The organism is Verrucosispora sp. WMMA2044, assembly GCF_027497155.1.
In the GTDB taxonomy this organism is placed as follows: Bacteria; Actinomycetota; Actinomycetes; order Mycobacteriales; family Micromonosporaceae; genus Micromonospora; species Micromonospora palythoicola.
Genome location: NZ_CP114913.1, coordinates 3,049,237 through 3,062,333 on the forward strand (window position 1 = coordinate 3,049,237; position 13,097 = coordinate 3,062,333).

The following is a 13,097-nucleotide window of genomic DNA, read 5'->3' on the forward strand; positions in this document are numbered from 1 at the left end:
ACGCCGGGCTCAGACTTTCAGGCGTCCGCCGCGCGGACATCAGTAGAACGACGTATCCGACACCTACGCGCGACTACGCAGGAAGATGGCGCTCGCCTGGACCCGGGTACGTACCTGGAGCTTGTCGAAGATGTGCGACACGTGGACCCCGATGGTCCGCTCGCTGATGAACAGTCGCTGGCCGATCTCCTTGTTGGTGAGCCCCTCGGCCACCGCGGCCAGCACCTCACGTTCCCGCGCGGTCAGGGCGGCCAGTTCCTCACCACCCGACCCGTCCGACGTCGGCATCCCGACCGCGCCGCGCTCCTCCAGCGCGACCCGGGCCCGCCCGGCGAGCGTACGGATCTCGTCGGTCAACGGCACCGCACCCAGCGCCTGCGCCATCTGGTACGCCTGGCGCAGCAGCTTCCCCGCGGTGGCGGCCTTGCGGCGACTGGCCAGCAACGCCTCCGCCTGACGCAGCCGCGAGTACGCCGCCGGGTACGGATGGTTGCGGTGGTCCCACTCGGCCGCGGCCCGTGCCCACAGCTCCGGATCCGCCCCGTCGAGCCGACTCACCTCGGCGGCGCACAGCGCCAGATACCCGTCGACCACGTAGCGCACCGGCCGAGCCGCCCGCTCGCTGCGCTCCGCCACCCGGTCGGCGATCCCGCGCAGCCGGCGCACCGCGTTGTCGTCGACGGCGACGGTGCGGCTGGCGTGCGCCTCCGCCTCGGCGCGCAGCCCGTGCCAGACCAGCACGGCAAGGATGACCAGGTCGTCGGAGCGGGTCTCGGTCAGACCCCGCTGCACGGCGTGCCGGGCCACGTCGTGCCGCCCCTGCCACATGGCCAGCCCGGCCCGCAGGGTGAGCAGCGGAATGACGTGTCGGGCACCGCCGCCGGCCAGGATGGTCGCCACCGCGTCCAGATCCCGATCGGCCGCCTCGACGTCGCCGTAGCCGACCGACAGCCGGCAGCGGGCCAGCAGCAGCTCGACGGCGTCCGCGCCGGAGGGACGGTGCCGCAGTGCCGAGGCGACCACCTTCTCCGCCTCGGCCCACTGTCCCACCCGGAACAGTCCGTTGGTGGCGATGGCCAGCAACCGGGTCTCGTAGGAACGACCCAGCCCCAGCTCGGCGACCCGCTCGGCCCCCCGGCGGGCGACCACGACGCCCTCCTCGAGGATGTTCAGCGGCCCGGTCAGCAGCTCGGCCAGGTGCAGATAGGCCAACGCGACGGCCTCCGGACGACCGGCCCGCTCGGCGGTGGCCAGGGCCCGCCGCAGCACCGCCAGGCCGGCGTCCGGATCCTGGCGGTACGCCTCGGAGAAGCCCAGCGCGGCGCTGGCCAGCACCACCTCGGTGGTCGCGCCCTCCACCTGCTCGGCCAGGGCCAGCGCCTCGCGCGCCCGCTCGCCCGCCTCGGCGTACCGGCCGAGTTGCAGCAGCAACTCCGCCAGCCGGGCGGCGGCGGTCGCCCGCTGACCGGGGGTGCAGTCGGCGACGGCGAGGGCCTGCTCGTACTCCACCTCGGCCAGCGCGGAACGGCCGGCGGCGGCCAGGTAACGGGCCCGCCGGATGTGCAGCTCGCAGGCGGGAAGGTCGGTGTCGGCACCGGCCAGTTCTTCGAGCAGAGCCAACGCCCGCGCGTACTCACCACAGTGGTGCGCCGCCTCGGCCGCCCGCCCCAGCAGCGTGGCCCGGTCGACGTCGGGCAGCCCCTCGGCCGACTGCACCGCCACCGACCAGTGGCGATGCGCCTCGGCGTAGCCGTACAGCCGCTCCGCCTCCTCGGCGGCGGCCACCGCCGCCGGCAACGCCCGCTGCGGCTCACCGGCGAGCCGCCAGTGATGGGCCAACCGGGCCTGGTGCAACTCGGCGGGCGCGGAGGTCAACGCCTCGGCGTAGCGGCGGTGCAGCACCGCCCGCTCGGCGGGCAGCAGCTCGTCCTCCAGCACCTCGGCGACGAGCCGGTGACGCAGCCGGTAGCCGTCGGCGGACCCGACGAGCAGCCGATGGGACACCGCCGCCCGAACCGCGTCGAGCAGCTCGTGCTCCGGCAGCCCGACCACCCGGGCGAGCAGCCAGTGCTCCACCGGTTCGACTCCCGCGGCGACGGCGTGCACGGCCCGGTGGGCCGGTCGCGGCAGGTCGTCCACCCGGGCCAGGAAGACCTCACGCAGGGTGTCGGACAGGCCGTCCCGACCGTCGCGCAGCTCCCGGGAGAGTTCCTCGACCACGAAGGGGTTGCCGCCGCTGCGCTGCCACAGCTGCTCGGCCGCCTCGGGCAGCAGTGGCCGACGCATCACCGCGGTGGCCAGCTCCTCGGTGCCGGCCCGATCCAGCGGAGCCAGATCGAGCACCCGCACCGACCGCAGTCGGCGCAGCTCGGTGAGCACCCGACGCAACGGATGCGCACCCTGCAGCGACTCCGAGCGCACCGCCGCCAGCACCGACAGTTGCAGGTCACCGAGGCCGGCGAGCAGGTACAGCAGAAGCTGACGGGTCGTCCGGTCGACCCACTGGAGGTCGTCGAGCACCAGCACCAGCGGGCGGCCACCGGCGATCACGTTCAACCCCCGGGACACCCGCTCCAGCAACGCGCCCGCGCCGTCCGGGCCGGCCCGGTCCTCGGCGAACACCCCGAGCAGCGCGCGCACGGACGCCGCGGCCGGCGGGGCGAGGTCGGCGTCGAGGCGGCGCAGCGCCTGCCGCAGCGGGTGCAGCGGGGAGGCGTCACCGATGTCCAGACAGGACCCGGTGAGCACCAGGGCACCACCGTGGCCCAACTGGTCGCCGACCTCGCGCAGCAGCCGGGTCTTGCCCACGCCACTCTCACCGGTCAGGAACACCGCCGCCGTGTGTCCGGGCGCCACGTCGTCGAGCAGCGCGGATCGTACCGTCGCCACCAGGTCGTCCCGACCCACGAGCGGTGTGGTGTCCACGTCGCTGGCCATGGCTCGCAGCCTAGTCACAGGTTCCGCCCCCGTTCTACAGGTGCCTGGCGTCTGTCCTACTCATCGCGTCGACATTGCGACCAAAGGTTGCGTCCGGCCGACATACGTCGTTCTGCCGATCCGCCGTCGGACCAGCGGTGACAGGCTCCGGACATCGTCGGCGCGAACGGGGGGAGAGGCAGGGTGCGATCTCCATGCCCAGTTCTGTTGTCGCTGGTCAGGCCACCGGAGGGCGGATGCGTTGGCCCGTGGCGGAGGAGCGGCGGACCGTCACGGTCCTCTTCGTCGACATCGTCGGGTCGACCCGGCTGGTCGACCGGCTCGACCCGGAGGACGTCCGCGCCCTGCAGCGGGCCTACTTCGGCGGCGTCGCCCGGGTGCTCCGCCGGTGGAACGGCGCGGTGGAGAAGTACGTCGGCGACGCCGTGATGGCGCTGTTCGGCGCGCGCCGCGCGGACGGATGGGACGCGTACCGGGCGGTGCGCGCCGGGCTGGAGATCCAGCGGGTGCTCGACGGTCTCCGGCTGGCCCCCGGGCTGCGGGTCCGGGTCGGCGTCGCCACCGGCGAGGCCGTGGTCGACCTGGCCACCGACCACGACGGCGGGCACGGCGTCGCCAGCGGCGCGGTCGTCACCCTCGCCGCCCGGTTACAGGAACACGCCCCACCGGGTGGAGTGGCACTCTGCCCGGCCACCCATCGAGCCGTCGCCGGGCTGATCGCCCAGCGTCCGGTCCCGGCGGTGACCGTCGCCGGCAAGACACTGCCGGTCGACGTCTGGCACGCCACCGGCACCGAACGTCCCCGACCGCCACGCCACGGCGGCGCACTGCTCGGCCGGCGACGGGAGTTGGCCGTCGCCCGCGAGCACCTCGCCGAGGCGACGCGCGGGCGCGGCGAGCGCCGGGTGCTGCTGCTCGGCCCGCCCGGCAGCGGGCGCAGCAGCCTGTTGCGGGAACTGGTGCGGACCACCCGCACGCTGAACCGGGTCCCGGTGCGTTGGTGTCCCACCGCCTGCCCGCCCTGTCCGGAGGCGCCGCTGCAGCCCGTCGCGGACCTGGTCCGCGGGCTGGCCCGGGCGCACGTCACCGACGACCCCGAGACGGTACGCGGCCGGCTCGCGGCCGCCCTGACGCCGCTGGTGCCGGCCGAGCTGCTGACGCCCGCCCTGGACACAGTGGACGACCTGCTCGGGGTGACGCCCGGCCAGGCCCGTGCGGTGACGTACTGGTGGGAGGTGCTGCTGAGCCTGGCGCGACGGCAACCGGTGGTGGTGGCCGTCGACGATCTCGACCGTGCCGCGCCGACGCTGCGCCGCCAACTGGCCACGCTGGTCGACCTGGCCGACGAACGTGACCTGCCACTGCTGCTGGTCGCGACCGGTGACCGGGAGCGCGGCGTCGCCGCCCGCCGGGGAGCCGGGGTCCGCCTGTCACCGCTGGACACCATCAGCTCCGGCCGGCTCCTGCGCCGACTGCTGCGCCGGGCCGGCCAACCGACCGGGTTGGCTCCCCGGCTGATCGCCGTGACCGCTGGCAACCCTGGCCGTGCGGTGGCCTACGTCCGCATGCTCACCGCGCTGGCCGGGCTCGCTCGGCCGGGCCGGTTCGGGGCGGACGGCGACCTGGCGGCGCTACCCGTGCCGGAGGGTGTCCGTCGGGTCGTCGAGGCGCGGCTGGACCGTCTCGGCGGTGGTGCGCGTGCGGTCCTGATGGCCGCCGCGCTCCTGCCGGGACGCACGGTGGCGGAACTGGCCGATGTCCTTGACTGGCCGGGTGGCCGGGCGGCGACGGAGCTGGCCACGCTGACCCGCGACGGCCTGCTGCTCGCCCGGCCGGCCGGCGGCTACGAGGTGGCCGACCCGGTGGTGCGGCAGGTCGCCCGTGCCCGGCTGCCCCGAGCCGTACGCGCCGCCTTCGCCCGGCGGGCTGCACGAGGCGCGGCGACGAGCGCGACGGGCCCGGACCATCTCGACCCGGACCGCCCGGCCGGCATCGCGACGGCGCCGCCCGTCACGCACCGGGAGCCGCCTGCGGCGCGTCCGGCAGGGGCGCCGGCCCTGACCCGCGGCCGCAGCCCGCACTCCGGTTGCCGGTTCCGGACCGTCAGGTCAGCCTCGGGCGAGGAAGGCCGTGACCCGGTCCCAGGTCAGCGCCGCGGCGACCGGGTCGTGGTCGGCGACGGTCGGGTCGGTGAAGAGGTGTCCCACCCCGGGATACCGGTGCGCGACGAGATCCGCTCCGGCCGCGGTCATCTCCCGCTGCCACGCGTCGACCTCGTCGGGTGGGTCGTAGGCATCCGGGTCGGCAAGGTGCAGCTGCACCCGGAGGCCGGGACGCACCGCCGCCGCAGACCCTCCGGTGCCGTGCAGCAACAGCAGGCCGGCGGCCTCGGTTCGTTCGGCGAGCAGCGCGCCAGCGACCCCGGCACCCATCGAGAAGCCGGCGAGCACGGTGTCGGGCGGCAGTCCGTCGAGCGCCGCGCGTGCCCGGTCCAGGACGGTCTGCTGGCCGATCCGCTCCAACACCGCGAAACCCTCCGCCACGGAGTTCACGGCGGGTACGCCGTACAGGTCGGGCGCATGCACCCGGTGGCCGGCGGCGCGCAGCCGGTCGGCGGCCGCCAGCACCGCCGGTCGCAGCCCGTACACGGAGTGGAAGAGCACGACGTGTCCCATCGGGACATCGTGCCCGACCCCGGCGCCCACCACGGGCCGGCGCGCGCGGGCACCGCACCGGACGACCGGCTCAGCGGCGCTGCTCGGCTGCCGATGCCCGGTCCCGCTCCCCCGGTTCCGGTGCGTCACCGTCGGGGTCGGGGTCGGACATCGGGCGCAGCGTCCGACTCTGGCCGCGAAACTCCGCGACCACCTCCCCGTCGGTCCGGCACACGGTGACGTCGTAGATGCCGCTGCGGCCGTACCGGGTGCGCTCGCTGGCCCGGGCGACCAGTACGTCTCCCCGCCGGGCCGGGCGGACGAAGGTGATGTCGGCGCCGGCGGCGACGGTCACCGGACCGTGGCTGTTGCAGGCCAGCGCGAACGCGGTGTCGGCAAGCAGGAAGACGAAACCGCCGTGCGCGATGCGGTGTCCGTTGACCATGTCGTCGGTGATCCGCATCCGGGCCACCGCCGTGCCGTCGGCGGCGCTGAGCAGCTCGATGCCGAGCCGGTTGGAGGCCACGTCGGCGTCGAACATCTCGTGCGCGGCGGTGCGCTGTGGTTCCACCTGGTCCAGTCCGTTCCGGCCGGGCGCCTCGCCCTCGCTCACGAAAATCATGGCAGCACCGGTCGGCGCACGTGCGCGCGGGTTTCCCCGAGCGCAGGCGGCTCCCGGCCCAGGTTCGACGACGGCCTCGTGGGTCGCTCGGTCCGGCGGGGCGTGCCGGCCGAGGCGAGATCGGGTCGGACCGTCGTCCGGTCCGACCCGATCCGATCATCGCCCCGCCATTCTCTCGTAGTTGCAAAAGATTGGCAACAAGGCTGGACAGGTAGTCCGTCCAGTAACTAGCGTGATCACTATGAGTCCTTACATCAGCAATGCCGCCGCCTGGCAGGAAAGTTGGGACCGCCAGCAGGAGGCGTACCTGCCCGACCGCGAGCACCGGTTCGCCGCCATGCTCGACGCCGTCGACGCCGTCCGCGAGGCCGCCCCACCCCGGCTGCTGGACCTGGCCGGCGGCACCGGCACCATCTCGATGCGTGCCCTGCGCCGCTTCCCCGACGCCGAGGTCACCCTGGTCGACCTCGACCCCGCGCTGCTCGCCCTCGCCACCGCCTCCCTCGACGACCGGGCCACCATCGTCACGGCCGATCTCAGTCGGCCGGACTGGGCCACGGCTCTGCCGCACCGGCGCTACGACGCCGTGCTCACCGCGACCGCCCTGCACTGGCTGCCGGCGGAACGGTTGCGCGCCCTCTACCCGGAGATCCACGACCTGCTCCGACCGGGCGGCGTGTTCGTCAACGCCGATCACATGCCCGACGACGGGCTGCCCGAGTTGACCAAGCGGCTGCTCGCCCGCGCCGAGGAACACCGCGCGGCCCGGTACGCCGCGGGTGCCGTGCTGTCCTGGTCGCAGTGGTGGGAACAGGCCGAGCAGGACCCGAACCTGGCTCCGCTGGTGCGGCAACGGCACGCCATCTACCCGACCGGACACAGCCCGGAGTGGACGCCGCCGATCTCCTGGCACCTCACCGCCCTCACCGACGCCGGCTTCACCGAGGTCGGCACCCTCTGGCGCGGCGCCGCCGACGCCGCCGTCATCGCCGTCCACTGACCACCCCACCCCTCGCGATCATGCAGTGGTGGTCGTTGATTCCTCCGCGTTCGCCCCCTCCGTCCGGTGCCACAACTGCATGATCGCGACAGCAGGGGGCGGGGCTAGGGTGAGGTGGTGGTGGTGTTCGAACATCTTGCGGGGCGGGTCTGGCTCTGTCCGGGGGACCCCGAGCCGGAGTGGGTGCAGGCCGGGGTCGCGGTGATCGCCGACGAGCGGGGCAGCGTACTCGTGGATGCCGGGCAGAGCCCGTCGCACGCCCGTGAGCTCCAGGCCGCGATGCGCACCGCCGGCCTACCGGCACCCCGGTGGCTGGTCTACACCCACCACCACTGGGACCACGTCTGGGGCGCCTGCGCGTGGCCGGACGTGGAGATCGTCGGACATGTCAGCGGCGCGGAACTGCTGCGCGCCGAGGCGGACCGGCCGTGGAGCACCCGGTACCTGCGCGAGGAGATACGGCGCAACCGACGGCTCGGGCCGAGCTTCCGGGCCCGGGCGCTCGCCGTCGACTCCTGGGACGAACTGCGGGTGCTGCCGCCGACCCGCGTCTTCACCGACGAGCTGGAGCTGCCCACCGGTGTGCTTGTTCGCCATGTCGGCGGCCGGCACGCCCCGGACTCCACGATCGTGGTGGTACCCGATTCGGGGGTGATGCTGCTCGGCGACAGCTGGTATCCGCCACCGGCGCACCTGCGCACGCCGGCGGACGAACCGGACCTCGCCCTTGTCGGCCGGCTGCTCGACGACGACATCGGCTGGTACGTCTCCAGCCGCAGCCCGCCGATGACCCTCGACGAGGCCCGGGCGGCGATCGCCGGCTGAGCCCCTGCCGGCCCAGGCCGACTCAGCGGGCGCGACGCTCCGGATGGGCCCGGTTCCAGGCCCGCATCCGATCCGGGTAGCCGACCTTGGTGGCCTCGTACAGCGGGACGGCGTGCTTGCGGGCCAGGGCGCCGGCGGCGCGCGGTGTGCCGGTGCGGCGGCGGATCCACTCGCCGTCGTGGGCGATGGCCATCACGGTGGTGTCGGTGGCGGTGGTCTCCGGCTCCAGGTAGAACTCCACCCCCTGCCGGCTGGTGGCGAACTGCTCCAGCGCGGCGAGGTCCTCGGGGGTGGCCTCGCGGTCGAGTTTCGTCGGGGTGCCCTGCGCGGCTCGTGACCGCCGGCTGAACCAGCCCATGCCCGGCTCCTCTCCTCGGCGTGACTCCCAGTGCAGCACCGTCACCTGGCAGATCCCTGTGAGCCCGGTGAGCATCCCCGGCACGTGGTACCGCCCGACGGCCTGTCGGGCGACGTCCCGCTACCCGGTCGGCTCCGCCGAGCCCGCCCGCGCCGGCGCCCCCGTGCCGCCGGCGACGGGCGGGCGGGCCGCCGGGACCAGCAGCAGCGTCGGCAGCAGCAGCAGCGGTACGACGAGCAGCGCCCGCAGCGTGCCCACCTGGTCACCGAGCAGGCCCAGCAGCGGTGGCCCGGCCAGGAACGCGGTGTAACCGATCACCGCGACCACGCTGACCCGTACGTGCGCGTGCTCCTCCTCGTCGGCGGCGGCGCTCATCCCCACCGGGAAGCCGAGCGAGGCACCGATCCCCCACAGCGCGACGCCGACCACGGCGACCGGACCGGAGCCGGCGAGCACCGCCAGGCCGGCGCCGACGATGGCGAGCAGGATGGTGGTGGTCAGCACCGGCCCCCGCCCCCAGCGGTCCAGCGCGACCGTGCCGACGGTGCGGCCCAGCGTCATGCCGACCACGAAGACGCCGAAGACCGCCGCGCCGGCCGCCTCGCTGAAGCCGTAGCCGTCGACGAACGCCACCGCGAGCCAGTCGTTGGCACTGCCCTCGGCGAACGCCGCCGCCAGCACCAGCAGGCCGATGAGCAGGGTGCGTGGCTCCCGCCAGGCGGCCAGCAGCCGACGACGCCCGGTCGAGGCGCCGGCCGTGTCCGGCTCGACCGGCAGAAACGCGCGGGCCCCGAGCAGCGTGCCGCCGAGCACGAGGGCGGCCAGCACACCGAGGTGCACGGCGACCGGGACGCCCAGGCGGGCGGCCCCCGCCCCGAGGCCCGCGCCGGCCACCGAGCCGAGGCTCCAGGCGGCGTGGAAGCGTGGCATCACCGTCCAGCCGAGTCGCCGTTCGACCGCCGCGCCCTCGATGTTCATCGCGACGTCGCAGCTGCCCGAGCCGTAGCCGAGCGCGAACAGGCCCACCGCGACTCCGGGTAGCGACACGGCCACCCCGGCGGAGAATCCGGCGATGGTCAGCCCGAGCGCGACGAGCAGGGTGGACGCCGCCACGGCCCGGGCCGCGCCGAGGCGCTGGGCGACCAGGCCGGCGGTGGGCATGGCGAGGATCGCCCCGAGGGACAGGGCGAGCAGCAGCAGACCGAGCCGCCCCGGGCTGAGGCCGAGGCCGTCACGGATCGCCGGCACCCGGGCGAACCAGGTGGCGACGGCCAGTCCGTTGAGCGCGAACACGACGGCCACCCCGTTACGGGCGGCCAGCACGGCGCCCGACGGGCCAGGGTTGGTCGGTGGGGTGGCGGGGGTGGTGACGGCGGGGTCCACGTACGTTTCCGGTCCTCTCCTCGGACAGTACGACGATCACACACCTGGAAGCGCTACCACCACAATCCGCCTCCGGTCCTTACCAGCAGCCGTCGGGCACGGCATGATGCTGGTGGGCGCCCGGGTGGGCGCGAGCAACAACGGGGAGAACGCTCATGACGACGGCAGCGCGCCGCCCGGCGACCCTGGACGACGTGGCCCGGGCCGCCGGGGTGTCCCGTTCGACGGCGTCCCGGGTCCTCGGCGGGAACGGATTCGCGTCACCGACCGCCCGCGAGCGGGTACGCACCGCCGTGGACCTGCTCGGCTACGTGCCGAACCCGGCGGCGCGGGCCCTGGTGCACGGTTCCGGCGTACGGCTGCTGATCGCGGTGGCGGGCACCGACCCGACCGTCCTCGACGACCCCTACGTCGACCAGGCCGTCGCCGCGGTGGCCCGAGCCTGCACGCCGCACGGTCTGGGCGTCGCCGTGCAGTGGGTGCCGCTGGCAGAACCGGAGCGGCTGACCCGGTTGACCGACGACCGGGGCGTGGCCGGCCTGGTCCTGCTCAACACGACACCGGCGCTGCTGGACCTGGTGCCGCGCCGGCTGGCCGGCCGGGCCGTGTCGATCGGGATCGGTTCGGCCACCGTGCCGTCGGTGGACATCGACAACGGCGGCGGCACCACGGCGATCGTCCGCCATCTGTACGACACCGGCCGGCGGCGGATCGCCATGGTCACCGGCCCTCGCTGGCTGGCCTGCGCGAACCGCTCGGTGCGGGCGTACCGGGCGCTGGTGCACGAGGCCGGCCTGCCGGCCCGGGAGGTGGTCGGCGACTTCAGCGCGACCCGGGGGTACGCCGCCGCCCGGGAGGTGCTGCGACGCTGGCCGGACACCGACGCGATCGTCGGGATCAGCGACGCGACCGCGCTCGGGGTGATCGGCCGGCTGCGCGCCGACGGCATCCGGGTGCCCGACGATGTCGCGGTGACCGGGTTCGACGACATTCCGCTGGCCGCCACGGTGGCGCTCACCACGGCCAGTCACCCGGTACGGCAGATCATCACCGCGGCCGCGACGATGGTGCTGGAACAACGCACGGCACCGGAGACGACGGTCTTCCCGTCGGCTCTTGTGGTACGCGGCAGCGCCTGAGCTCCACCGTCGTAGAAGGGTGGTCGCCGTGACGGAGAGACATGCGGTCGTGGCCGGTGCGGGCATCGGCGGACTGGCCGCCGCGCTCGCCCTGCATCGACGGGGCTGGCGGGTCACCGTGCTGGAGCAGGCCCCGCAGCCGCGTGAGGTCGGCGCGGGAATCACCCTGATGGCGAACGCGGTACGCGGGCTGGACGCCCTCGGCCTCGGCACCGAGGTACACCGGTTGGGGCGCGAAGGGGCCACCGGCGGGCTGCGCACCGCCGACGGGCGCTGGCTGTCCCGGGTGGACGCGGCCGAGCTGGAACGGGTCCTCGGCACCACCGCGCTCGGCATCCACCGGGGCGCCCTGCACCGGGCGCTGCGTGAGGCGCTGCCGGCCGGGACGCTGCGGACCGGTTGCGCGGTGTCAGACGTCGACCCGGCCAGCGGCACGGTGCACTACCAGCGCGGCGGTGCGTCGGCCGAGATGACCGCCGATCTGGTGGTCGGCGCCGACGGGTTGCGCAGCGCGCTGCGTGCCCGGCTCTGGCCGGACAGTCCGGCACCGGCGTACTCGGGTTCCACCGCCTGGCGGGCGGCGATCGCCTTCGACGAGCCGGTCCCCGCGGCGGTCAGCTGGGGGCCGGGCAGCGAGTTCGGCATGGTCCCGCTCGGCGACGGGCAGGTCTACTGGTACGCGGCGATCACCGCCGCGCCCGGCGGGCACGCCGCCGACGAGCTGGCCGAGGTACGCGAACGCTTCGGCCACTGGCACGACCCGATACCGGCGCTGCTCGCCGCCACCGGACCCGACGAGGTGCTGCGCAACGACCTGTACCACCTGGCCACGCCGCTACCGCACTACGTGCGCGGCCGGGTGGCCCTGCTCGGCGACGCGGCGCACGCGATGACCCCGCATCTGGGGCAGGGCGCCTGCCAGGCGATCGAGGACGCGGTCACCCTGGGCGCGCTCGCCGGTCCGGAGGTCGACGTCCCGGCGGCGCTGCGCGCGTACGACCGGCTGCGCCGGCCCCGCAGTCAGGCCATCGCCCGCGCGGCCGCCCGTACCGCCCGGTTCGGTCAGGAGCTTCGACACCCGGCGGCCATCGCGGTCCGCAACGCGATGCTGCGCCTCACGCCGAGCCGGGCGGCGCTGCGGGGTATGGCCCGCCACGCCGACTGGCAACCACCACGGCCCGTTTGACACCAGAGCCGACGCGACTCGATCAAGTAATTGTGGATCAACCTTCCAGAATATCGATTCTGTCGGTTCGTGGCCTCGGCCGAATGTGATGGGATCCCGGTAAGATCGGCGACTGGCATGTGACTGATCGCTGACTGATGACTCGGCCGGCGAGCGCACACACTGAGCCCATGAATTCGAGGCTCAGGCGCTTCAGCGCACTCCGCGGCGCGGCGTGCCTCGTGCTGGTGGCGGCCCTTTCCGGCTGCATGCAGCTCAATGCCGGGCTGACCGTCAACGCCGACGACACGGTCAGCGGGCAACTTCTGCTCACCGCCGAGCGGAACGTCCTGACCTCGAACAACCGGCCGGTCGAGGCGGGCTTCGCCGAGTTGCGGCAGAACATACCGGCGCTACCCGCCGGACCGGAGACCCGATACGAGGACGACACCCACTTCGGATCTGTGATCGACTATCGAAACGTTCCGTTGCACCAATTCGACAGCGAAAGCCTGAGCATCGTCCGCACCGACGACCGGTACGTGTTCACCCTTCCGCTGGACCCGAAGAAGTACGGCGGAAAAGTGGCGGAACAGGACCCCAAGAATCAAGAACGATTCATGTTGTTGATGTCGTTCGAGATAGCGGTGACCTTTCCCGGCCGCGTCCTGGACGCGAGCACCGGCGGCCAGGTCAACGACCGCACCGTCACCTGGCGGGTCAATCGCAACGAGCAGAAGCCCGCCGAGCTGCGCGCCGTCGCCGAGGCGCCACCGCGACCGTCCTCGGCGGCGGGCGCGGACTCCGGCGGCGGGCTCCCCTGGCTGCTGATCGGTGCCGGCGCCGTGGTGCTGCTGCTCGTCGCGGTGCTTGTCGCGCTCCTGCTCCGCCGCTCCGCGGCCGGCGGTCCGCCGCCCGGCAGCGGCACTCCACCGGTCGGCGGACCCGCACCGGTCACGCCGGCCACCACGAATCCGGGCCCGCCGGACGCCGGCTGACGACCGGCCGGCCGCC

General features: G+C 74.2%; 9 protein-coding genes and 2 pseudogenes. 6 read left to right on the forward strand and 5 right to left on the reverse strand.

Features of this window, described 5'->3' with window-relative positions:
* Positions 1-63: 63 nt before the first annotated feature.
* Positions 64-2,937: an AAA family ATPase gene (locus tag O3597_RS13810; RefSeq protein WP_281604386.1), complete on the reverse strand. Its 2,874-nt coding sequence runs from the start codon at positions 2,935-2,937 to the stop codon at positions 64-66.
* Positions 2,938-3,173: 236 nt separating this feature from the next.
* On the opposite strand from O3597_RS13810, the pseudogene O3597_RS13815 reads away from it, so the two are divergent.
* A pseudogene (locus O3597_RS13815) lies at positions 3,174-4,307 on the forward strand (adenylate/guanylate cyclase domain-containing protein); the annotation flags it as partial.
* 738 nt (positions 4,308-5,045) lie between these two features.
* Here O3597_RS13815 and O3597_RS13820 read toward each other — a convergent pair.
* Entirely contained in the window at positions 5,046-5,612 is a 567-nt protein-coding gene (locus tag O3597_RS13820) for a dienelactone hydrolase family protein (protein WP_281604536.1), read from the reverse strand.
* Positions 5,613-5,769: 157 nt separating this feature from the next.
* A pseudogene (gene paaI, locus O3597_RS13825) lies at positions 5,770-6,213 on the reverse strand (hydroxyphenylacetyl-CoA thioesterase PaaI); the annotation flags it as partial.
* A gap of 241 nt (positions 6,214-6,454) precedes the next feature.
* On the opposite strand from paaI, the gene O3597_RS13830 reads away from it, so the two are divergent.
* Both O3597_RS13830 and O3597_RS13835 read left to right on the forward strand, forming a co-directional pair.
* Positions 6,455-7,213: a class I SAM-dependent methyltransferase gene (locus O3597_RS13830; RefSeq protein ID WP_164450172.1), complete on the forward strand. Its 759-nt coding sequence runs from the start codon at positions 6,455-6,457 to the stop codon at positions 7,211-7,213.
* A gap of 123 nt (positions 7,214-7,336) precedes the next feature.
* Positions 7,337-8,038 carry an MBL fold metallo-hydrolase gene (locus O3597_RS13835; RefSeq protein ID WP_281604387.1) on the forward strand — a complete coding sequence of 234 codons (702 nt, stop codon included), beginning with the start codon at positions 7,337-7,339 and terminating at the stop codon, positions 8,036-8,038.
* A 22-nt stretch (positions 8,039-8,060) separates the two neighbouring features.
* Here the strand turns inward: O3597_RS13835 and O3597_RS13840 are convergent, their stop codons facing one another.
* Positions 8,061-8,396 (reverse strand): hypothetical protein, encoded by a 336-nt coding sequence (locus O3597_RS13840; RefSeq protein ID WP_164450181.1) that lies wholly within the window; start codon positions 8,394-8,396, stop codon positions 8,061-8,063.
* Between the two features lie 120 nt (positions 8,397-8,516).
* Positions 8,517-9,779, reverse strand: a complete 1,263-nt coding sequence (locus tag O3597_RS13845; RefSeq protein WP_281604388.1) for an MFS transporter — start codon at positions 9,777-9,779, stop codon at positions 8,517-8,519.
* 155 nt (positions 9,780-9,934) lie between these two features.
* On the opposite strand from O3597_RS13845, the gene O3597_RS13850 reads away from it, so the two are divergent.
* The 3 genes from O3597_RS13850 (at position 9,935) to O3597_RS13860 (ending at position 13,081) form a co-directional block, all read left to right on the forward strand.
* Positions 9,935-10,918, forward strand: coding sequence for a LacI family DNA-binding transcriptional regulator (locus O3597_RS13850; RefSeq protein ID WP_281604389.1), 984 nt, complete (start codon positions 9,935-9,937; stop codon positions 10,916-10,918).
* A gap of 28 nt (positions 10,919-10,946) precedes the next feature.
* Entirely contained in the window at positions 10,947-12,104 is a 1,158-nt protein-coding gene (locus tag O3597_RS13855) for an FAD-dependent monooxygenase (RefSeq protein ID WP_281604390.1), read from the forward strand.
* A gap of 170 nt (positions 12,105-12,274) precedes the next feature.
* Complete coding sequence (locus O3597_RS13860) at positions 12,275-13,081, forward strand: DUF3153 domain-containing protein (RefSeq protein ID WP_281604391.1); 807 nt, start codon at positions 12,275-12,277, stop codon at positions 13,079-13,081.
* Positions 13,082-13,097: the final 16 nt, after the last annotated feature.